Raw genomic sequence first — 21,844 nt, forward strand, 5'->3', positions numbered from 1 at the left:
ACAAATTTTTAGTGATTAGTTTTTTAGTAAACTTTTAACGTATGTCATACCCTTTATAGCATAATCAAACCACTGTTGATCCCCGTATGGAATTTCAACCCATTCTCTCATATGTTTCCCACCCATTGGGTCAAAGTTTTTTGCTCCGCTTAATTTTAAAGCTGTTGCAACATCTTCTGGCTTTAACTTTACAACAATATTAGGTTCATTATAGAATACAAAAACTTTACCTTGTATTTTTAATCCTTTATGGCCAAAGATACTTCCTTTTGATGCTTCATAGTGATTGATTAGTTCTGTTCTTAAGCTTTCAAATCTTTCTATTGTACCTTCCATTTTCACCATTCCTTTTTATCTAACGCTCTTCTTAATAAAAATATCTTATTAATGCCAATAACTTATTGATATTATTCAGTGTAATATCATCGTCTATACTAATAAATAGAAGCACCTTAATCAAATTTAGGGAGGTAATCAAATGGCCATCAACTTCCACGATGCACAAAATAATACGACTTATACAACTAGAGAGGCTGATCATTCTTGGATTCAATTAATGAGGGATAACATTGATTTTTTAGGAAAAGACGCAGTTGATATAGGTTGCGGTGGAGGGATCTATTCGAAAGCTCTCTCTAAGTTAAAAGTAAACCACGTTACGGCGGTAGATTATTCAGAGGAAATGCTTAAAGGAGCTAGTGAAAACTGTAAAGACTACAGTAATATTTCCTTTAGTAAAGGTGATGCATATCATACTAAACTCCCCTCTTCAAATTATGATGTAGTTTTAGAAAGAGCTTTAGTTCACCATTTAGATAATTTAAATGCCTGTTTCAATGAGGCAAATCGTTTACTAAAAAAGAAAGGAATATTAATCGTACAAGACCGGACGCCAGAAGATTGTTTACTTCCTGGAGACGGTAGCCATATACGAGGTTATTTTTTTGACCTTTATCCAAAATTGAAAACGAAAGAGATATCAAGAAGATATGATACACAAGAAATGCACTCAGCATTAGAATCAGCTGGTTTTCATATAGAAAACACAGTAAAACTTTGGGAAACAAGACGCATCTATACTGACCTAGAATCACTTCGGAGTGATTTATTACTTAGAACAGGTCGATCAATTCTTCATGAACTCACTGATGAAGAGCTAAATCAATTAGTAAAATTCATCGATAATAAGCTTCAGCATCAATCTACTATTATTGAAAAAGACTGTTGGACAGTTTGGTTTGCTAGAAAGAAATAATATTATGGAAACTACTCTAATTAATAGAAACGCTTAGTAAATTCTAAGCGTTTTTTCATTCTCCCATTAAGTTCCAACCAATCAATTATCCGTTCACTTTACCATCTTTAGGCTCAACTTTTGGTAGTTTAATTGTTACTTTTGTTCCTTCATGAACGCTACTCTCGAAGGTGATTGTTCCATTCATTGCTTCAATGATTCGAACTGAGACTGTTGTTCCTACGCCAGTTCCCTTTTCTTTAGTTGAATAGAAAAGAGTACCAATACGTGAAAGCTGTTCTTTAGTCATTCCTTTTCCATTATCTCTAATCGTAATGACCGTTTTATCTTTTTCTTCGTGTAGCTTCGTATGTACGAATCCACCTGAGCTAGTTGCCTCTATTGCGTTTTTAATTAGGTTTATAAGTGCTTGTTTAAATTGATTTTTATCTGTATTTATAAATGTTTCTACTTCTGTATCGCCTTTTAATTTAACATTTTGCTTTAATGCTAAAGGAACTAATAAGGTGACTACATCTGAAACGCATTGCTTTAAATTGAACGTTTCTACTTTTTCAAATTGTGGTTTGGCAAAGTTTAAATAATCATTAATGATTCCTTCTGCTCTACCTAATTCGCTTAATACTAGCGGTAAATACTCCATAGACTGATTGTCTTTGCTTTCTTGCATTAATTGTAGGAAACCTTTTACAACGGTAAGTGGATTCCTAACTTCATGAGCAATAGAAGCTGCCATTTCACTTAATGTATTAAGTTTCTCAGCTCTTTGGATTTCTTTATGAAGTATTTTATTTTCAATTAGTGTTTCAATCAGTTTTGCTCCTAAAGTAATTGCGATTAACTCGATTACAATAAAAATAAGAACTAACCCAAATAGTCTGTAATCGCTTTTAAAACTAATCTTATTTACGATTAGAAAAGTAAATAAGATTCCTAGTTGAACTAAAGCAGGCCATAAACTAATAAGAGCTGTTGCTAATATTCTCTGTTTAGGCTTAAATGTCCAAAACCATTTAAATAAAAATAAAGATCCTAGTGAGGATAAGGTAATACTGATCATACCAAATATGATAGCGTCTCCACCTAAAATTATTCTAGCTAATAAGATCGCTAAAAAGGTCACGATCCCCCAGCGATAGCCGCAATAAAGAAACGCAATCGTTAGTGGTATATATCTTAAATCCCAAAATAATCCATATGCTGGATATGGAAAGGCCATGCAAAAAAAACCTGCTACAGCCTGAAACATGCCAAAAAGATAAATTTTATCTTTATAGCCATGCCTTTCATAAATAATACTGTATATTAATATTGGACTTAATATGATTAAAACATGTAGCAAAAGTTTTTCGATTAACACGTTTTTATCCTCACTAGATTCGAAATTTTCGAAATATAATTAACATGTATATAATACGACAAAACTTCCAAAAATCCTTTATTTTCCCCTATTAACTCACACCATTTTTCATATTCTGTCGATTAATATTTTTATGCTATTTTTCAATTAAACAGAAAGTGAAATAGGTACGTTTATAAGTTTAAACATTTATACTAGAAGTACCTTACCACTATCGTATGAAAGGGATAAATATGAATAAAAAAATAGTATTAAATATTAGTTTGGTTATGATTTTCTTTTTCCTAATTAATTTTTACATAGGTCTGAATGGATGGATTTATATAAATACTTTGCTAAGTAAATGGGCGAATCCAACAATAAAAATAATCTATTGGATCGTATTTCTGTTAATAACTTTCGCGTATATTCTTTCAAGAGTTTTAAAGAGTAAGCTTCCTACTTCATTCTTTAAACCGATCCATAAAATTGGAGCATACTGGTTAGCCATCTTTTATTATTTAATTTTCTTTGTCATCATTGCTGATTTGATTGGACTGATTTTAAGAGAATTTACTTCTTTCAAAACAAGTAGTATAACTGTGATACTTGGAACAATTGTCATATTATGTGTCGCAAACCTTATCGCTAAAGGAAGAAAAAGTGCACTAGACACACAGGTAGTTCATTATGACATCAATTTTGATAAACCCAATGAAAAGTATAAAGAACTATCTATTGTACTAGTTTCGGATTTACATTTAAGCACATTAGTCACGAATAAAAGATTAGAGTTTCTTGTTGAAAAGATTAATAAGCTTGCTCCTGATTTAGTCTTAATTGCTGGAGATATTATTGATGAAGATATTACTCCTTTTGTTGAGGAGAATATGATTCAAACGTTGAAAAAATTAAAGCCAAAGATTGGTATATATGCGGTCCCTGGTAATCATGATTATTACGGTGGACATTTAGATTTACTTGCCCGGCATTTAAAGGATGCTGGTATTCATATTTTATTGGATGAGAAAGAACTAGTTGATAACAATTTCTATATCGTTGGTCGTAAAGACCTTGCAAGTAAAAAACGCTTAGATTTACATGAACTACTTGAAGGAATCGATCATACAAAACCAATTATCTTACTCGATCATCAACCCTATCATTTAGAAATTCCAACTCAATTAGGCGTAGATTTACAAGTGTCCGGACATACACATCGCGGTCAGTTTATGCCAAATCACTTAATTACCCGTCGACTTTATGAAGTTGACTGGGGCTATTTACAAAAAGAACGCTCACACTTTGTCGTTTCATCAGGATTTGGAACTTGGGGACCTCCAATCAGAACAGGTAATCCTTCTGAGATTGTTACGATCACTGTTTCATTTTCTAATTAATTCAAACTATTAAGAGACCAAAAAACATTTTTTTGGTCTCTTTTATATTAATTTTGTCATAATTTATCTATAAAAAGTTTTCTGAAAAGTGTAAAATATTATTGAAAGTTTCTTTTCAGAACGGAGATTGAAGCATGAAAAATACAGAGTACTACAACAAAAGGAGCCGTCGAATTTATATTTTCTTTATGGCTTTAATTACTTCCTTGTTATTAGTAGGAATTACACTCTCTCCCTTAACTTTTAAGGATCATCCAATTGAACTTATTACTCAAATTATCTTAATGTTCATTGTTATTTTTGCTTTATTCAATTTTGTTAAAAGAGATAACACTTTTTCAAAAGTATTATTTACGACCATTTCTTCACTATATGTGTATATTAAATTTTGGACATACCCAGACACATCAACAATGTATAGTTTTGTAGCAATCGTCCCAATCTTTACGATCTTTTTATATAATCGCATAGCATTTTATATCGGTTGGGCATTAAATATATTAATTGGACCTACCTTTGTATTACTAATCTCATTCACTGATCTAAAAGAAAAATTTTCTTATATAGCATTAGACCCTGTCGGCAATATATTAGAATTCCTATCGATCCAATTAATACTCTTATTTGTATTTTTACAAACAGAAACGAAGGTCATAGCTTTAGAAGCCAATCACAAGGAAATACAACAAGCGAAACAATTAAATTCAATTGGTCAACTAGCTGCAACGATCGCACATGAAATTCGCAATCCAATCACTGTCGTAAAAGGTTTTGCACAACTTTTTCAAAAAACAAAAACTATGAACCCCGACGAAAAATACTATGTCGATACGATGCTAAAAGAATTAGAATACGCTCAAATTATTATTAATGATTATTTATCACTAGCAAAACCTCAAACTGAAACGCTACAAGTCGTAGAAGTAAATAAAGAAATATTGAATGTAACTGATTTGCTTGCCTCGATGGCAAATAGCCAAAGCATCGGTTTCCATTTAAACTTAAATCAAATACTTTTTACAAAAATAAATCCGATTGAATTTAAACAAGTTCTCGTTAACTTGATGAAAAACGCACTCGAATCAATGCACGATGCCGGTTTTATAACAATCAATCTATTTCAAGAAAATGAATATGCACTTATTGAAATCATAGACACAGGAATTGGAATGTCCCAAGAAACAATTGAAAAGCTCGGTACTCCATTCTACTCATTAAAAGAAAGAGGCACAGGGATTGGGTTAACTGTCTGCTTCAATATAATCGAAAAATTTAAGGGCAAAATTAAAGTAAGTAGTAAGGAAAACGAAGGATCCATATTCCGGATTTATTTACCGATTTGGCAATGTGAAAATGAATGAAGAAAAACCATAAACTTATATGGTTTTTCTTTTTGGACTGTGTTTCAAATAATTCAACATAAAAATGTGGAGTAGATGGCTCATGAGGACTTATATACGCTAATTTCTGTAATTTAACTTCCTCATGACAGGCTCATAAGGACTTATAAACGCTAATTTCTGTATTTAACTTCCTCATAACAGGCTCATGAGGACCTATATACGCTAATTTCTGTATTTAACTTCCTCATAACAGGCTCATGAGGACTTATAAACGCTAATTTCTGTATTTAACTTCCTCATAACAGGCTCATGAGGACTTATAAACGCTAATTTCTGTATTTAACTTCCTCATGACACGCTCTTGAGGACTTATAAACGCTAATTTCTGTAATTTAACTTCCTCATGACAGGCTCATGAGGAACACGATAATTTGATCAATACTAAAAAAACAAAAAACTCACCAAAAAAAGTGAGTTTTTTTGTTCTATAGAAATTAAAAATCCTTTGCAGTTTCCTTAGCTTTTTGAATTGCTTGTTCTTTAATTTCTTGTGCTCTGTCAGGGAATTGATTTTGACCTTCTACAAAAATTCCATTAAAGTCTTGAACACCTAAGAAGCCCATTATCACTCCAATATAGCGATGTCCCATTTCAAGGCCAGCAGCTGGACCTTCTGAATAAACTCCTCCACGTGCCTGGATGTGCAATGCTTTTTTACCACCTAATAATCCTTGAGGACCATTAGAAGTATATTTGAAAGTTTTACCAGCAACGCAAATCGCATCAATATAGTTTTTCATAATTGGAGGGAATAAAAAGTTCCATAAAGGTGTTACAAATACATATTTATCTGCTTCAGCAAATTGAGTTACAATCTCATTTAATCTTCCTACTTTTGATTGCTCACCTGAAGAAAGTGTATCAAAAGATCCTCCAGATTGAAGTTTCCCCCAACCTGCAAACACCTCAGCATCAATATGAGGAATCGTTTCATTATAAAGGTCAATATGTACTACTTGGTCATTAGGATGTGCAGCTTTATAACTCTCGATAAAAGCATCACCAACCGCCATACTGTATGAAGTAGACTTATCGTGAGGATGTGCTGTGATATACAATAATGTCGTCAAACGAATTTCCACCTTTCATTCTTACCTTATTAAAAGCACGATATTATCATCTGTCATTTCTAACTAAACAATACAAATATAAAAAAAAAACCTTTACTCCAAAGGTAAAGGTTTTTGTGTATAGACAAAGTCCAAAATATTTATTTTAAAACTGAATTATTATTTCGCTTTAAAAATCCCAAAAGGTTTCCCTACAGGTAAGAATTCTCTTCCAAAGTGACTATTTAATACAGCTGCAGCCGATCCATAAAATGACATAATTGCTATTCCTAATTCACTGTATGCTGCAAAAGTATGTGTAGCTTCTTCCATAAAGCCTAATGTACTTAAAGATAATCCAATAAATAAACAATCAATTAATACAAAAATAACAAATAATACCTTATGAGTTTCCATTGCACCGATTGTCATAAAAATTGAAAAGATTAAATATCCTACAAAAGCAAAACCAAGTTGTTTAACATCAGCAGCTTTCATTAATGCTTCTCCAAAAACACCTAATTGGATTAACCAAGTAGTCCCAACAGCTAACCAAAAGAAAGCATATGCTCCAAATGCTGTTGCTCCAAATACATTATTATGTTTAAAATCCTGGATACTCGCAAATAATTGTGCAATAGCACCTAAAAAAATCGCCCACGGTAATACTAATGAAACACCATCAGTAATTCCTAATTTTTGTGTTGAGGCAACAAGCGTTACCATCGCTAAACCGAATAAACCAATTGCAGATGGATCTGCAGTAGTTATTTTAATTTGTTGTACGTCTTTCATTGATGTAAATCCTCCTAAAATTTTAAACAGACTAAACTATACTACTATAAAATTTTGGGGATTAATATAGCTTTTTTTCGCTTTTAAATAAGAAAGCACTTTCTTTTAAAAAGAAAGCGCTTTTTACCAAAAATTACTTTTTATGTCGTTTTGCATAACCGCATCTTTTGCATAATTCTTCCACTGCACATCGTCTTGAGAAACCATCATAAATTGCTCTTGCTCGCTCAGAATTTAAAATATCTTCTAGTGATGTCTCATAAATATTCCCTAGTGGAATCTTACCTTCGCTATCTAAACAACATGGTACTACTGTTCCATCAACTAATACTCCGATTTGATCTCTTAAACCATAACAGAATACATTTTCATCGATGATATCATTACCCATGTCTGGCCATTGGAACTTTTCTGCCATATTTAAATAAATTTTATCGCGCAGTTTAATATTATGTGTTTCCTGAAGTCTTTCACTTAAAGAAAAATCTAAGTTTAGTTTTTCCTCGAGTAAATTTAAAATATCAATATTCAGTGAGTTACTTGCTCTTAACTCTTCACTATCCATATTCCAAAGCCTAATTGCACAAATCATATCACTTTTTTCATTCGCTTCATTAATGAAGTTCGTAATGTTTTCAACGTAATCGTGCAAATCCTTCGTTAAATCATTCGCCTCAAAACTATGCAGTGAAAAATTGATTTGTCTTAAACCTTTGGATTCAATTAATAAATCCTTTACTTTATTAATTAACGTACCATTCGTTGTTATGTTAACCTTCAATCCATTTTCATGGCTAATATCCAAAAATCTACCGAGCTTTGTATTTAAAAATGGCTCACCCATCAAATGAAAATAAATATGATCCGTATAAGGTTTAACCGAATTTACAACGTGAGTAAATGCTTTCTCGTCCAAAAACTTCAACGGTCTCTCTAACGTAGGGCTCGGACAAAAATTACACTTCAAATTACATATATTTGTAATTTCTATATAAACTTTCTTAAATTTTCTCATTCTACTCTCCTACTTTACATTATCTATATCCATATTTTTCGCTCTAAAAAAACTATAATCCTATCATACAATAATTTTTAAGATATTAATATTTCAACACTCTGTTCAATTTTTACCAACCGAACAGAATTGTAATCATTCTAAAACTTCATGAAATTGTTTAAATTTTATAATTACAACTACAGTTTGATTATAATTATTTTATTATAATCAAACTAAGCAATTGAATAGCATAGGGGAATTGGTTTTATCTTCTTTTCTACGCATTTTTGTAGAAAGGTGGTGATGCCAATGCAAACACTTGAAATACTTACTCTAATCTTCATAGCAATGACTTTTGTCGTTGCTTTGATCCAATTAGTAGTTAGTATTATTAACGCAACAAAAAAGAAATAGCCCCTATGCCTTGAACCGCATGGGCTACTTCTTAGTAAAACATTCATAGATAAAACCATCTCGGCTTATTTAGTTGCCTAGAACGAGTGTTACAGCACTCGTTCTTTTTTAATATATGTTTATTATATCATACGATTCTTTAGATATACTTTGAGTACATAAATTTTTTGTTAAATATAAAGAAATTATTGTTGCATTGATTCAATTAGTAGTTAGTATTATTAACTCAACAAAAAAAAATAGCCCCTATGCTTCGCAGGGCATGGGCTACTTCTTAGAAAAAATACATTGATAAAACCATCTCGGCTTATTTAGTTGCCTAGAACGAGTGATTTCCCGCTCGTATTAAATATAATTTATCATACTTTTCAATCGAATTTTATAAAGTATATGTTATTTTTGTGAATTGATAATATTTGACAATCCCATCAGTTTTATCAGTATTCAATCGACAATTTTCCATATTTCCCGAGAAATTTCCTACCCAAGTTTTGACAAAATCAAAGTTTTTTTTAATAAAATTTGTTGACAGTTGTTTGTAATCTGTAATATTATTTGTTCATCGCAAAACAAACTAGTTTGATTTTATAAAAACTGCAGTATTGAACATATTTGAAAATTTAATTTTAAAAGCATTGATGAGAAATAGTAAAAGTATTAAGTTCTTAAACAGAGAGTTCCCGGTTGGTGCGAGGGGCGTAAGACAATATTTTGAACACATCTCTGAGCTGAGCACCGAACCCTTTTTGGTAGTAGACTGTTTCCGGATTCCCTGCACCCGTTATCGTGCTAGAGTATAGCTTAATTGCTGCACTTGAAGAGGTTGGTATCGTGAGGTATCAATAAATAGAGGTGGAACCACGTGAGTATACTCCCGTCCTCTAGCTATTTCATATAGCTAGAGGTCGGGAGTTTTTTGTTTTTCAAGAATATTTTAAGGGAGAGAGTAAAATGAATAAAAAATTAATGTCAGCAATTATCATTTGTATGATTTCAATATTAGTTGTAACTGGTTGTGGAAAAGAAAAACGAAATGCAAACGAAGTAGTCGTTGGATTAGATGATACTTTTGTACCAATGGGTTTTAAAGATGATAAAGGTAAGGTTGTAGGTTTTGATATTGATTTAGCAAAAGAAGTATTTAAACGTGAAAATATGAAAGTAACTTTCCAACCAATTGATTGGTCAATGAAAGAAACTGAATTAAAATCAGGAAATATTGATGCAATTTGGAACGGCTATTCAATTACAGATGAGCGTAAGAAAAAAGTAAATTTCTCAGATGCATATTTAAAAAATAGACAAGTTATTATCACCCTAGCAAATTCAACAATAAAAACGAAATCAGATTTAAAAGGTAAAAATGTTGGGATCCAAGAAGGATCAAGTTCTTTAGATGCAGTTAATAAAGATAAAAACTTAGTAAAATCATTTAACGGTAGTAAACCTGTATTATATGAAAATAACAACCAAGCTTTAATGGACTTAGAATCAAAACGTGTAGATGTGGTTGTAGCGGATGAAACATTAGCTAGATATTACATGAACAAAAGAGGCCAAAACAAATACAAAATTTTAGAAGACAACTTTGGTGAAGAAGAGTATGGAATTGGCGTTAGAAAAGATGATGCTGATTTACTTAAAAAAATTAACAAAGAAATTAGTGCTATGAAAAAAGATGGTACTTACGACAAAATTTATAAAAAATGGTTCGGTACATTGAAATAAAAGGAGCTTACGAACATGGAACAAATTACATCTTTATTACCTTCCATGCTTGATGGATTAAAAGTAACGCTAGAGGTTTTCCTAATTACTCTAGCGTTAGCAATTCCACTTGGAATCATCATTGCACTTGGAAGACTTTCGAATATTACAGCAATCAAATCAATTATTAGTTCTTATATTTTATTAATGCGTGGTACACCTCTACTTTTACAATTAATCTTTATCTTTTTTGGTTTACCATTAGTCGGAATTGTCTTTGACCGTTTTACAACGGTTATTATCGCATTTGCACTTAATTATGCAGCTTATTTTGGAGAAATATTCAGAGCAGGAATTCAATCAGTTGATAAAGGTCAATATGAAGCAGCAGAGGTTTTAGGCTTGAGTCGCAGTCAAACTTTTAAAAGGATTATTCTGCCTCAAATGACTAAAAAAGTATTACCTCCTGTTTCAAACGAAGTAATTACTCTAGTAAAAGATTCAGCCCTTGTTTATGTTGTTGGACTTGACGATATGCTTCGAGTAGCTAAAATCGCATCTAATACAAGTGCATCACTGCTGCCTCTTGTTTTCGTTGGTATAATTTATCTACTACTAACAGCTATATTAACGAATTTATTCAAACGATTAGAAAATCGATATTCATATTATAAATAAGGAGAGACTAAAAATGTTAAAAGTAAATAACTTAACAAAACAGTTTAATAAACAAACCGTATTAAATGAAGTCTCTTTTGAAGTTAATAAAGGAGAAATCGTTACTCTATTAGGACAATCCGGAGCAGGTAAAACGACTATACTTCGTTGTATTAATGGTTTAGAAAGCTTCGATGGCGGATCAATTGAAATAGATGGCCAAATGATAAAATCTAAAAAAGATCTTTTAAAAGTTAGAAAAAACGTTGGACTTGTTTTTCAAAACTATAATTTATTCCCACATAAAACAGTAATTGAAAATATTATTGAAGCCCCTACCCTTGTACTAGGTATGAATAAAGAAGAAGCTACAAAAAGAGCAATGGTTTTATTAGAACAAGTTGGTCTAAGTGATAAAGTAAATTCATTACCAAATGAATTATCCGGTGGCCAGCAGCAACGTGTAGCTATCGCTAGAGCGTGTGCACTACAGCCAAAAATTCTTTGCTTTGATGAACCTACTTCAGCACTAGATCCTGAACTAACGAACGGAATTGCTGAGATTATGAAAAAATTAGCAAATGACGGAATGAGCATTCTTGTCATTACTCACGACATGGAATTCGCAAGTAATGTTTCGACTCGTACGCTACTTGTAAAAGAAGGAAAAGTTTTAGAAAGTGCATGAATATAGCGGAAACTTGGTTATATTTTAAAATATTTGCTTAGATTTCCCCCTTTTCTATCTAAATAATACGAACGTAATCTCAGGTGAATTTAGCATGTTAATTGCAGATTCACCTTTTTTATTTGCAGTTCCAACTGATTTATTTGCACCCCCGTAGCTTTAGTGCAGTTTCCATCAGTTTATTTGTAGTTCCATAAAATTAATTTGTAGTGCTCCCCTACCTCCTTTGTTCCCCAAAAAAAGCGCCTCAATATAAATAGGCGCCTTTCCACTCATTATTCAATGAAAAAATTTACTAATAAAAGATAATCCCATTATAAAAGCTACAATAAAACATAGAAGTACAAGCCGCTTTTCATGTTTATTAGAAGAGTGCATTTCATCTCCCCCACTTTACTTTTTGCCTTGAACATACTCAGCATCAAATAAAAATAGTTTAAATAAGAACAATAGCGATGGAACTAATAGTAGTAACCCTAAGACAAATACAGTTACTAGCATGGTACCAGATGTTTGATTGGTGTATCCATTATATATTGTAATATATGGATCTAATATATATGGCAAATGCGCTGCTCCATAGCCGAAAAAAGCGAAGAAGAATTGGAGCATTACAAATATAAAGGCTGTTCCATAATTTCGTTTTAGTAAAATTAATGATGATGCTATTAAAAAACAAATTAATGATAATAAAAACATCCACCAATAATGATTAACTATATTTTGATAAAACCTATTATTATTATCTCTTAATCCAACAAAAACAAGAAAACTTGAAAGGATCGTTGGAGCGGTCCAATATAAAGCATATTGTCTTAATATTTCCAGCGCACTTTCATCTTTCGCTTTACTTGCGTAATAGGTTAAAAATGTTGCACTAATATATAAGACTGAAATGATTGCAATGATTACTACACTCCAAGAGTATAAACTTGTTAATAAGTTTTTAGCTAAAAATTGAACGACTCCGTTTTTTTCAACTATATACCCTCCTCCAGAAATGGTCAGAACCGTACAAAGTGAAGCGGGAATCAATAGGCCAGTTGCTCCATATAAGAATAAATAAACCTTGTTTTTCTTTGATCCATAGTTAGAAAATGCATAAAATGAGCCTCTAATTGCCAATAGAACTAGTGAAATACTTCCTGGGATTAAAAGGGCCGTTCCATAGTAAAATGCAACACTTGGAAAGAAACCTATAATGCCAACAAAGAAAAATACAAAAAATACATTCGTTATCTCCCAAACAGGTGATAAATATCTACTAATCAAATTATTTATTAAGTGATCTTTTTTCGTTACTTTTCCATAATAAGCAAAAAATCCAGCACCGAAGTCAATTGATGCAATAATGATATATCCATATAGAAATATCCATAAAACGATTATTCCTAATAACTCAATATTCAATGTTCACCCTCCTATTCATTGGCTTTGTTCAGATTCAAGTAATACTCTTTCAAGCTACAACATTTACTTATTCGTAACTTACCGAGAGTTTTTTGATTGAAATTTAACAGAGCCTATTTTTTTAAACGATATTGAAGTTCATCTTCGGGTGGATTATGGATGAACATTTTTCGAATAACGATTGTACAAAAGACTCCTAAAAAAACATACAATACAAAAAATAACCAAAACATACCGCCTAGTCCTTGGGCAGTTGTGGCTCCCTCTGAAACCTTCATATATCCTCTTAATATCCATGGTTGGCGGCCAATTTCGGCAATCATCCATCCAAGTTCGATATTGATCATCGCTAATGGACCAGTCAGCGCTAGTCCACGTAAAAGCCATTTATTATGCATCCAATTTTTCTTCTTAATAGAAAACACAACAAATATGAAGGTCATCGATATAATTAAGCCTACAAATGTCATCTTAATATCAAATAAATAATGTATGAACAAAGGTGGCGTCTCATCTTTTGGAAATTCATTTAATCCAGTTACTGGTGCATTAAAATCTGAGAAAGATAAAAAGCTTAGCAGTTTAGGAATTCGAATTTCATATTTTACTTCATGTGTTTTATCATCTAGTGTTCCGAATAAGACAAAATCTGCCCCTCTTTCTGTCTCAAAATGCCATTCAATTGCTGCTAGTTTTTCTGGTTGATATTTAGCAAGGAATTTTGCTGAAACATCTCCTGTGACACCTGTTAAAACGGCAAAAATTAAACCTAGTGTTGCTGCTAATCGAAGCCCTTTTCGTGTGTATTCCGTATTCTTTCCTCTTAATAATTGAATAGCGGCGATCGACGTTAAAATAAGAGCAGATGCAACATATGCAGTAACAATTACATGTAAAGTTTTAGAAGGAGCAGCTGGATTAAACATTGCGGCAATTGGATCGACCGTTTTAATTATTCCATTTTTCAGAGTAAAACCTTGTGGAGTATTCATAAACGCATTTACTGTAGTGATAAAAAATGCCGACAAAGTTGAACCTAATATAACAGGTAAAATGATCAACCAATGATAAATTGGTTTTTTAAATCGGTCCCAAGTGTATAAATAAATCCCAAGGAATATCGCTTCAAAAAAGAAAGCGAATGTTTCCATAAACAATGGGAAACTAATTGCTTGACCCGCAATTCTCATAAAGCTCGGCCATAATAAAGATAGTTGTAGACCAATACAAGTACCAGTCACTACTCCAACTGCAACGGTAATTGTGTAACCTCTTGCCCACCTTCTTGCCATTAACGTGTAATGTGGATCCTTCTTTAGGATTCCTAACCCTTCTGCAATTGCGATCATTAAGGGTATTCCTACACCAATTGTTGCAAAAATAATGTGAAATATTAGTGTCATACTTGTTAGTAATCTACTGAGTGTGACATTATCCAACTCCATCAAGAAATCCCCCCTATAATGTAATATCTTATTGTCCAATGAAATTAATTATTCTAATCAAATGACCGATAATGTTACGATTTTATGAACACAAACAGTAAAATTGCATTTTAATTTGTATCTATAAAAGTATGTTCCTATAACAATAAAGGTATACGGTATTTCTATAGGGAAAACAAATAACCACAAGGAGTTCCCTTGTGGTTTTAGTTCATATAAATAATGAAATTCAAATTAATTTACTAAACGGACTATACGTTGCTTTCTCCATGAAAATTTATAATATAAAAAGTTTAATCCAAGTCCAACTATAAAAGCTGCCGGATATCCGAACCAAATTCCTTTCATTCCGAGACTTGTATAATGAGATAAAAGATAGGCTACAGGTACTTCAATGCACCATATTACGAATATACTAATCAGCGTTGGCCACAGTACTGCTCCACTAGCACGCATTGTGGACGATAAAATAAATGAATGTCCGAGTACTAAATATCCCCATAACGTAATCATCAATAAACTATTCGCTATTTGTACAGTACTATCATTCGTAAGAAATAAATTTAAAATAGGCTTTGTGAAAAAATAAGTGAGAAATACTACTATGCCACCTATCACATAGTTAAGTAGCAATCCTATTTTAATAACTTGGTTTAATCGATCAACCTGATTTGCTCCTATTGACTGAGCAGCAAATATTGATACTGCGATGCCAATACAAATTGATGGCATTTGAACATAACTTACTAACTGATTTACTACCCCATAGGATGCAGTAGCCTCTGATCCATATTGATTAACAAATGTAATAACAGCAATCTCAGAAATTGAAAGAAATACCATATTAATACTCGTTGGAATACCTAGTTTTAAAATTAGTTTTAAAAGTTTAGGATCCATCCTCAAATAGTTTCTTATTGAAGTATCAAGGCGAAGGGGATGATTCGTTTTGTGTAAGTATACGAATAGAATTATACACGTCAAAACCGTTGAACCTACTGATGCATATGCTGCCCCATATATTCCTAGCTTCGGTATGCCTACCCAACCAAATACTAATGGTGGTAAAAGTGCAACATTTAATACTGTACTTAATATAAGAAAATAAAACGGTGTTTTTGAATCCCCAATACCTCTCATTAGAGTTGTATATACCATATAGATAAATAGCACGGGAATCGACCAAAATAAAATGGAAGCATAGTGTGTACTTACATGAAGAATATTTTCAGGAGTTCCTATTAAACTCAAAAGTTGTTCAATAAAAATATTACCGATTATCGCAAGTACTACTGAGAGGAAAAGAGTAAAAGTAAGAGTCGTACCAACAATAGCTTTTACTCTATCTTCAAGTTTTGCACCATGTGCCTGACCAATTAAAATTGAACTACCAGAGCCAATTCCAATAATAAATGATACTAAAAAGAAAAATATTGGAAAGAAAGCTGATATTGCCGCTAATGCATTTTCCCCTAACCAATTTCCGACTATAATCATGCTAAAAACCTGGCCAATTGACTGCATAATATTACTTAAAAGTAATGGAATTAGAAACATAATCATAGGGCGTAATAAAGTAAATTTTACTTTTTTTGGCTCTTGAGGATTAATCTCAGATGTAATCAAGTCTGCTCACCCTTGCTATTGTATGTGTGATATCCTCTTTCACCATACGGTTGAAGTTTTTCTAACCATTTTTCCTCTAGTCTTTTTAGATCTCCCTTGATACCTAATGGACTAATGTCTTCTTCTTTTAAAATTTCTAATTCCTCAAATACAAATGACTCTTTTCCATATTCATTCCATTCTTGTTGAAGAGTTTTATTTGTACAAGACCCTGCTTCTAATTCAAATTTCTTTCCATTAATTGTTTTTAAATTTTTAGTACTTACTATGAATATTTTTTGATTTTTTATGTTTTTAATTTGATAAATCCCTGCTTGAACTTTCGTTTCTTTATATTGCATTTTTAATTCTTTTTTTCTACTCATTTTTAACAACCTTTCTCTTTTAAGCTTTTAACCAATAACTACTACCATCCGACTTTCGATCAATAAAGCCATATTCAATTAAGTATCTTCTTAACACGACATAATCAGGATAAATTGCTGTCAGTACTTCATTTATCTCTTTTTCTGTATATTTCTTATTTGGTGAAAATCTTTTAACGATTTCTCTTAGAACAACAAGCTTTTGTTTTTCCTTTAATGGAAATTTTTCCAATGGCCCATCTATGCCTTCTGGAAAGTATTTTTTCAAAGTTTTTTCCATTTCATCTTCCGTAATGTTATAGCGCTCATCGACCATTTTTGCTGTTTTATGAAGTGGTAAAAAACTTGGCGCATGCTGATCCTTTTCTTTTAAAAGCTCCATCATGACAAGAAATAATTTTGCTTGTCTTTCTTTTTCCTTTAAAACAAAGCGATGATTCCTGATCGTAGAAGCGCTACCGATACCAGTTTCTTTTTGAATATCTGTATCACTCTTCCCTTGATAGAAAAGACGTAAAAGATGATTTTGATGTTCTGTTAATCCTGTTAGTTTTTTATCCAGTTGGATTAAATAATCAAAAACAGAGTCATGACTTTGTTCTATATGAACTTTCATGTATTTTTCGGCTTCATATAAAATGCCTGAATCTTGATAAATAATTCCTTTTTCAATTTTTTTACTACAGAGTAAACATAAATAATGATTTTCCTCTTCGATATATCCTTGTTTTAATTCTTCTATATCTGCATTCCAAAAAACATCTAAATTTTCCACTTAACAAACACAACCCTTTTTTGTTTATTATTAACTAAACAAATTTCTAAAATGTTTATTTATTTACAAACATATTATGTTATTGTTTACAAAATGTCAATTTTACTTTTTAATAACAGGTTGTTTTATGCTTTCTTATTTATAAAAAGGATTCCTCAAAAGTCCTTTTAAAATGTTGAAACTCTTGATTTACACAAAAAAAGCGTCTCAAAGGTACTTTTTTCCTAATGGGATGCCATTTCAATTTATTAAAAATTTTCAAATGGTACTTTCTATACTTTTCAACCTAATTCTCTTGTTCCAAAGGGACTAATTTCAAATCTTCAATTGACAATTTCTTACAGTACTTTACAATTAAATTGTAAGGTAAATTTAATATTCGACATATTTTAATGTATTTAAAAAAACTGTTCTCAATAGGGAAAATCTTTACATATTATTTTCCTTATAGACTAATATATTTAAAGAAAAACAGTAGAAATAATTATGACAAAAGATATAATTTTAGGTCAGTCTTTACTGCCTTTGAATAAACGAAAATTAATGATTTCTTTACAAGATAGGAGGAAGTTATGTCAATTTACAATGAAAAACTTATTGAGCTTTTATCAATCGAACAAAGATTCGATAAATCATTTTTGCATATAAAACTATTATTTAATCAAGAAATAGAACTTCATTGGGAAATTGACAACGAAACGGCCAATCTTATGAAATCAAAAATTATTTTTGATGATAACTATAAGTTTAGCCTTTCTTTATGTAGTACTTGGGATGAGGATAAAAATCAGTTTACTAGTTTTGTAACTAAATCAAACAATAATGAGAGTGAAAAAATCTACTTCTCTTGTTCAGAAGAGTTTCATCTTCAACTTCACTCCATAAAAAATATGAAGGATCTTAGGATTTTAATTGATTTACCTTATTTATCAATTAGTCGATCCAGTTCCAAAAAAGAAAAGAGTAATTCGAAACGTTATAAACTTTATGGTTGGCTTACTGTTGCTGCTATTAGTATTCTATCGATTAGTTTAATAGCTTATAAGAGTCAAACTTGTAAATCAGAATCTTTATTTTGCGGAAAAAAACCAGCAAAAGCTGAAAGTGTTTCAAAGGCACAAAATATAAAATCTCCAGAGAAACCAATTAAAACAAATCAGGATAAACAAGATCCAAAGAAAACTGATATTAAAAACGTATCTCAACCGAATGTGCACACAAATGAGCCGGATGTTAGATATGCAATAAAGCAAGAACCAATCAATAAACCTATCCAATCAATTTATCCGACTGTAAAATTAAACAATGTAGTTAACTATAGTATCCCACAAGGTAGCGTAGCCCTTACTTTTGATGATGGTCCCTCGAAATATTCAAAGGAAATTGTAAATGTTTTAAAAAAATACAAAGTAGGCGGTACTTTTTTCTACATCGGAGATAACGTTCAAAGATATCCTGATTGTGTACAATACGCATATTCTAACGGTTACTCAGTTGGAAGCCACTCCATGCACCACAATGACTTCTTAAAACTATCTTATAAAAATCAAGAAGATGATCTGGTTAGAACAAGTAATCTAATAACAAATATTACAAAGCAATATACAACTCTCTTCAGACCACCATACGGAGCAAAAAACCAAGCAACTATTGAATTAATGCAAAAACATCAATTTAAAATGGTTTTATGGGATAAAGATACTGAAGATTGGAAGAACCGCAATACAAATACAATTATAAATTACGTTAAAAGCCACACCGAATCTGGAAGTATCATTCTACTTCACGAAACTAAACCTTCTTTAGATGCTTTACCACAAATTATTGAATATCTTCAATCAAAAAATTTAAAAATTGTTAGTTTAAATTAAAAAAAGTAGTCGCTATTAGCTTAGCGACTACTTTTTTATTCAAACGTTTGTTTAAACTTTAAAATCCTTAATACGTGAAAAAATAGAAACCTATTTGATTCTCTATTTTTCAAGTTATTATTTAGAGTAATACCTTTCATTCGTTAGCTCAAAAATGCATGAATGTATGTCTTTTTCATCCGTCGATATCCTATTTACCAAGCCTTTATTAATAAATTTATTTCTCTCTAAAATTTGGATTGATTTTTGATTTTCTGACTGAACAATTCCTTCAATGACATGTAATTCAAGTGTATTAAATCCATATGCTAACACTGCTTTTAATGCCTCTTGCATGATTCCTTTACCTTGAAACTCTGGTGAAAGTTCATATCCAACTTCCCCTTTCGATTGCTCGACCGAAAAATTCCACAAGCAAATTGTACCGATTAATTGATCACTTTCTTTAAGAGTAATTGCCCAAAGAACCCAATCATTACGTTCAATCCCGTCATTAATCATTATTATATATTGAAGTGCTTCATCAACTTCTTTTGCAATCGGTCTATTTATATATTGAGACATCTTTTCATTTGATCGTAATGCGAATATTTCATATTGATCTTCATTATTCATTTGTCTTAAAACTAATCGATTAGTGACAATTTTTGGAAATGGGTTAAAATTATATTGTTCTTTAATCATATATCCTCCAACTAAATTAGTAAGATTAGTACAGTTTGCAAAAATCTTATTTCTATTATCTATAATCTCAATATGTAAATAAATAGCTATCATAGAAAAAGCACTTTGTACGATCAACAATTTCAAATAAAACGACTATGAAAGAGCAAGATTTTAAGATCCTTGCTTTTTTTGTTATGGTTCTTTTTATACTTTAAAACGCTAGTTGATTGGAGCTGAAGTACTTCTTGGCTCTTTTTTTGATTAATTGTCTATAGTTTGTTTACGAATAAGTATGCCATCTGTATACTACTAATTTAGGCCAAATTTCCATTAAACTTTGTGGCCAGTTTTTAGTAAAAATTTCCTTAAATATTTTTTACTTTTTATAAAACTTTTTCGAATAGGTATACGTCTTTTATATTGTGTACCTTCTTAGATACGTATCTCAAAAAAGGAGCTCTTTAAATGAAGGGGAAATCTAACTTAGAAAAGGAACTTGTAGATTTTATTATTAATAATAAAGATGATTTTTATCGGTTAGCTTATAGCTACGTTAAAAATTCAGAAGATGCGGTGGATATATTACAAGATTCTATTCATAAAGCCATTTCCTCAAAAGATAAATTAAAAAATGAACAATCTTTAAAAAGTTGGTTTTATAGAATTGTAGTAAATACATCGTTAGATTTTTTAAGAAAACATAAAAAAGTAACTGTAATGGACGAAGAAAAGATTGAGTTATATTCTTCAGGACAGGATGATAATTATACGGATATTGATTTAGAAAGATCATTAGAATCTTTACCAACTAAATATCGGGCTGTAATTGTCCTCAGGTATTTCGAAGACTTAAAGATTGAAGAAGTTGCTGAAATTTTACAGGAGAGTCCAAATACTATAAAAACTCGTTTATATAAAGCTTTAGAAATACTCCGGATTAAAATGAAATGAATTTATTTTTGGGAGGCCAATTAGTTGGATAAAAAATTAGAAAAATTAAGATCGGACTATAAAAATGTCCCTATCCCTGATAATTTGGACATTATTGTTAAAAAAGCAATTAAACGTTCCATACAAAAAAGATTCCCTCTAAAGTCAATTACAGGTTTTTTTACTGCTGCACTATTTGTTTTATCAATCAATACTAGTTCGACTTTTGCAAAGACATTATCGAATGTTCCAATACTTGGAAATGTTGTTAATGTACTAACTTTTACTGAATATACTGTAGATGAGCCAACCTATAAGGCAGATTTAAAAGTCCCTGCAGTTAAAAATTTAAAAAATAAAGATTTAGAGCAAAGCTTGAACAAAAAATACTTAGAAGAAAATAAGAAGCTATATGATCAATTTATGAAAGATACAGAATCTGTAAAAAAAGATTCTGGTGCACATTTAGGAATTGATAGTGGTTATGAAGTTAAAACAGATAATGAGGACATATTGTCGATTGAAAGATATGTTGTTAATACTGCTGCTTCCTCCTCAACAACTATGAAATTTGACACAATTGACAAGAAAAAGGAAATTTTATTGTCATTACCTATTCTTTTTAAAGATAAATCATATGTAAAAATAATTAGTGAAAACATTAAAGAACAAATGAAAGAGCAGATGAAAAAAGATGAAAGTAAGGTATACTGGATACCGGAGGCAAATCTTGACTATTCAATTGATCCTTTCGTAACCATTAAAGACAATCAAAATTTTTATATAAATAAAGATCATAAGCTTGTTATTTCATTTGATAAATATGAAGTTGCCCCTGGTTATATGGGTGTTGTTGAATTCACGATTCCAACTGACGTTCTTTCAAAAGTTTTAGTTGGACGTCATTATATTAGATAAATTTTAACAAACGAATAAAGGAGCCATTCTTAATTGATTAGGTTTGGCTCTCTTTTAAGAAAAACAAATACATTAAACAAAAAGCCAAATATATAAAGAAGGCTGACATAAATAGTTAAATTAGGGGAAGGGGA

20 protein-coding genes and 1 other annotated feature are annotated in these 21,844 nt (G+C 31.2%); of the genes, 9 read left to right on the top strand and 11 right to left on the bottom strand.

All coding sequences use genetic code 11. The features are described 5' to 3' along the window. Window positions 1-15 precede the first annotated feature (15 nt). Window positions 16-336 carry a hypothetical protein gene (locus ABEY15_RS04285; RefSeq protein WP_429888661.1) on the bottom strand — a complete coding sequence of 107 codons (321 nt, stop codon included), beginning with the start codon at window positions 334-336 and terminating at the stop codon, window positions 16-18. A gap of 142 nt (window positions 337-478) precedes the next feature. On the opposite strand from ABEY15_RS04285, the gene ABEY15_RS04290 reads away from it, so the two are divergent. Continuing rightward, on the top strand, window positions 479-1,255 hold the full coding sequence (locus tag ABEY15_RS04290; RefSeq protein WP_429888662.1) for a class I SAM-dependent methyltransferase: 777 nt from the start codon (window positions 479-481) through the stop codon (window positions 1,253-1,255). A gap of 85 nt (window positions 1,256-1,340) precedes the next feature. Here the strand turns inward: ABEY15_RS04290 and ABEY15_RS04295 are convergent, their stop codons facing one another. After that, window positions 1,341-2,615, bottom strand: a complete 1,275-nt coding sequence (locus tag ABEY15_RS04295; RefSeq protein ID WP_429888663.1) for an ATP-binding protein — start codon at window positions 2,613-2,615, stop codon at window positions 1,341-1,343. A 233-nt stretch (window positions 2,616-2,848) separates the two neighbouring features. On the opposite strand from ABEY15_RS04295, the gene ABEY15_RS04300 reads away from it, so the two are divergent. Next, window positions 2,849-3,994: a metallophosphoesterase gene (locus ABEY15_RS04300; RefSeq protein WP_429888665.1), complete on the top strand. Its 1,146-nt coding sequence runs from the start codon at window positions 2,849-2,851 to the stop codon at window positions 3,992-3,994. 134 nt (window positions 3,995-4,128) lie between these two features. Next, complete coding sequence (locus tag ABEY15_RS04305) at window positions 4,129-5,355, top strand: ATP-binding protein (protein ID WP_429888666.1); 1,227 nt, start codon at window positions 4,129-4,131, stop codon at window positions 5,353-5,355. Between the two features lie 476 nt (window positions 5,356-5,831). Here the strand turns inward: ABEY15_RS04305 and ABEY15_RS04310 are convergent, their stop codons facing one another. From ABEY15_RS04310 to ABEY15_RS04320, 3 genes are all read right to left on the bottom strand, one after another. Continuing rightward, window positions 5,832-6,467: an FMN-dependent NADH-azoreductase gene (locus tag ABEY15_RS04310; protein ID WP_069032735.1), complete on the bottom strand. Its 636-nt coding sequence runs from the start codon at window positions 6,465-6,467 to the stop codon at window positions 5,832-5,834. A gap of 159 nt (window positions 6,468-6,626) precedes the next feature. Beyond that, window positions 6,627-7,241 (bottom strand): acetate uptake transporter, encoded by a 615-nt coding sequence (locus tag ABEY15_RS04315; RefSeq protein ID WP_429888668.1) that lies wholly within the window; start codon window positions 7,239-7,241, stop codon window positions 6,627-6,629. A 133-nt stretch (window positions 7,242-7,374) separates the two neighbouring features. After that, window positions 7,375-8,256 carry a radical SAM/SPASM domain-containing protein gene (locus ABEY15_RS04320; protein ID WP_091022907.1) on the bottom strand — a complete coding sequence of 294 codons (882 nt, stop codon included), beginning with the start codon at window positions 8,254-8,256 and terminating at the stop codon, window positions 7,375-7,377. A 1,022-nt stretch (window positions 8,257-9,278) separates the two neighbouring features. Further along, window positions 9,279-9,537, top strand: a binding site (T-box leader). 66 nt (window positions 9,538-9,603) lie between these two features. On the opposite strand from ABEY15_RS04320, the gene ABEY15_RS04325 reads away from it, so the two are divergent. Genes ABEY15_RS04325 through ABEY15_RS04335 form a run of 3 tightly spaced genes read left to right on the top strand, consistent with a single transcriptional unit; the run spans window position 9,604 to window position 11,704 of the window. Further along, a complete protein-coding gene (locus ABEY15_RS04325) occupies window positions 9,604-10,380 on the top strand; it encodes an amino acid ABC transporter substrate-binding protein (RefSeq protein WP_429888669.1) in 777 nt (258 codons plus the stop codon). Between the two features lie 15 nt (window positions 10,381-10,395). Further along, entirely contained in the window at window positions 10,396-11,037 is a 642-nt protein-coding gene (locus ABEY15_RS04330) for an amino acid ABC transporter permease (protein ID WP_088013247.1), read from the top strand. A gap of 13 nt (window positions 11,038-11,050) precedes the next feature. After that, the gene (locus ABEY15_RS04335; RefSeq protein WP_429888671.1) at window positions 11,051-11,704 is read left to right on the top strand and encodes an amino acid ABC transporter ATP-binding protein; all 654 of its coding nucleotides are present in this window, start codon (window positions 11,051-11,053) and stop codon (window positions 11,702-11,704) included. Between the two features lie 393 nt (window positions 11,705-12,097). On the opposite strand, the gene ABEY15_RS04340 is transcribed toward ABEY15_RS04335, so the two are convergent. From ABEY15_RS04340 to ABEY15_RS04360, 5 genes are all read right to left on the bottom strand, one after another. After that, the gene (locus tag ABEY15_RS04340) at window positions 12,098-13,114 is read right to left on the bottom strand and encodes a cytochrome d ubiquinol oxidase subunit II (protein WP_025569211.1); all 1,017 of its coding nucleotides are present in this window, start codon (window positions 13,112-13,114) and stop codon (window positions 12,098-12,100) included. Window positions 13,115-13,227: 113 nt separating this feature from the next. Beyond that, a complete protein-coding gene (locus tag ABEY15_RS04345; protein WP_429888673.1) occupies window positions 13,228-14,559 on the bottom strand; it encodes a cytochrome ubiquinol oxidase subunit I in 1,332 nt (443 codons plus the stop codon). 234 nt (window positions 14,560-14,793) lie between these two features. Further along, a complete protein-coding gene (locus ABEY15_RS04350) occupies window positions 14,794-16,122 on the bottom strand; it encodes an MATE family efflux transporter (RefSeq protein ID WP_429888850.1) in 1,329 nt (442 codons plus the stop codon). A 59-nt stretch (window positions 16,123-16,181) separates the two neighbouring features. Then, complete coding sequence (locus tag ABEY15_RS04355; protein WP_429888674.1) at window positions 16,182-16,550, bottom strand: GIY-YIG nuclease family protein; 369 nt, start codon at window positions 16,548-16,550, stop codon at window positions 16,182-16,184. A gap of 19 nt (window positions 16,551-16,569) precedes the next feature. After that, window positions 16,570-17,325, bottom strand: a complete 756-nt coding sequence (locus tag ABEY15_RS04360; RefSeq protein WP_429888675.1) for a DUF2087 domain-containing protein — start codon at window positions 17,323-17,325, stop codon at window positions 16,570-16,572. A gap of 572 nt (window positions 17,326-17,897) precedes the next feature. Between ABEY15_RS04360 and ABEY15_RS04365 the strand changes: the two genes are divergently transcribed. Next, entirely contained in the window at window positions 17,898-19,196 is a 1,299-nt protein-coding gene (locus tag ABEY15_RS04365; RefSeq protein WP_429888676.1) for a polysaccharide deacetylase family protein, read from the top strand. 117 nt (window positions 19,197-19,313) lie between these two features. On the opposite strand, the gene ABEY15_RS04370 is transcribed toward ABEY15_RS04365, so the two are convergent. Further along, the gene (locus ABEY15_RS04370; protein WP_429888677.1) at window positions 19,314-19,880 is read right to left on the bottom strand and encodes a GNAT family N-acetyltransferase; all 567 of its coding nucleotides are present in this window, start codon (window positions 19,878-19,880) and stop codon (window positions 19,314-19,316) included. A 447-nt stretch (window positions 19,881-20,327) separates the two neighbouring features. Between ABEY15_RS04370 and ABEY15_RS04375 the strand changes: the two genes are divergently transcribed. Both ABEY15_RS04375 and ABEY15_RS04380 read left to right on the top strand, forming a co-directional pair. Beyond that, on the top strand, window positions 20,328-20,813 hold the full coding sequence (locus ABEY15_RS04375) for an RNA polymerase sigma factor (protein WP_429888679.1): 486 nt from the start codon (window positions 20,328-20,330) through the stop codon (window positions 20,811-20,813). A 24-nt stretch (window positions 20,814-20,837) separates the two neighbouring features. Next, window positions 20,838-21,710, top strand: a complete 873-nt coding sequence (locus ABEY15_RS04380) for a DUF3298 domain-containing protein (RefSeq protein ID WP_429888681.1) — start codon at window positions 20,838-20,840, stop codon at window positions 21,708-21,710. The last annotated feature ends 134 nt before the right edge of the window (window positions 21,711-21,844 follow it).

Source organism: Gottfriedia acidiceleris, from assembly GCF_050457485.1.
Taxonomy (GTDB): domain Bacteria; phylum Bacillota; class Bacilli; order Bacillales; family Bacillaceae_G; genus Gottfriedia; species Gottfriedia acidiceleris_D.

What these genes read in the sequence shown, in the direction of transcription:
- ABEY15_RS04285 (WP_429888661.1), bottom strand. Translation starts at nt 336, where the DNA reads ATGGAAGGTACAATAGAAAGATTTGAAAGCTTAAGAACAGAACTAATC.
- ABEY15_RS04290 (WP_429888662.1), top strand. Translation starts at nt 479, where the DNA reads ATGGCCATCAACTTCCACGATGCACAAAATAATACGACTTATACAACT.
- ABEY15_RS04300 (WP_429888665.1), top strand. Translation starts at nt 2,849, where the DNA reads ATGAATAAAAAAATAGTATTAAATATTAGTTTGGTTATGATTTTCTTT.
- ABEY15_RS04305 (WP_429888666.1), top strand. Translation starts at nt 4,129, where the DNA reads ATGAAAAATACAGAGTACTACAACAAAAGGAGCCGTCGAATTTATATT.
- ABEY15_RS04315 (WP_429888668.1), bottom strand. Translation starts at nt 7,241, where the DNA reads ATGAAAGACGTACAACAAATTAAAATAACTACTGCAGATCCATCTGCA.
- ABEY15_RS04320 (WP_091022907.1), bottom strand. Translation starts at nt 8,256, where the DNA reads ATGAGAAAATTTAAGAAAGTTTATATAGAAATTACAAATATATGTAAT.
- ABEY15_RS04325 (WP_429888669.1), top strand. Translation starts at nt 9,604, where the DNA reads ATGAATAAAAAATTAATGTCAGCAATTATCATTTGTATGATTTCAATA.
- ABEY15_RS04330 (WP_088013247.1), top strand. Translation starts at nt 10,396, where the DNA reads ATGGAACAAATTACATCTTTATTACCTTCCATGCTTGATGGATTAAAA.
- ABEY15_RS04335 (WP_429888671.1), top strand. Translation starts at nt 11,051, where the DNA reads ATGTTAAAAGTAAATAACTTAACAAAACAGTTTAATAAACAAACCGTA.
- ABEY15_RS04345 (WP_429888673.1), bottom strand. Translation starts at nt 14,559, where the DNA reads ATGGAGTTGGATAATGTCACACTCAGTAGATTACTAACAAGTATGACA.
- ABEY15_RS04350 (WP_429888850.1), bottom strand. Translation starts at nt 16,122, where the DNA reads ATGATTATGTTTCTAATTCCATTACTTTTAAGTAATATTATGCAGTCA.
- ABEY15_RS04355 (WP_429888674.1), bottom strand. Translation starts at nt 16,550, where the DNA reads ATGAGTAGAAAAAAAGAATTAAAAATGCAATATAAAGAAACGAAAGTT.
- ABEY15_RS04365 (WP_429888676.1), top strand. Translation starts at nt 17,898, where the DNA reads ATGTCAATTTACAATGAAAAACTTATTGAGCTTTTATCAATCGAACAA.
- ABEY15_RS04370 (WP_429888677.1), bottom strand. Translation starts at nt 19,880, where the DNA reads ATGATTAAAGAACAATATAATTTTAACCCATTTCCAAAAATTGTCACT.
- ABEY15_RS04375 (WP_429888679.1), top strand. Translation starts at nt 20,328, where the DNA reads ATGAAGGGGAAATCTAACTTAGAAAAGGAACTTGTAGATTTTATTATT.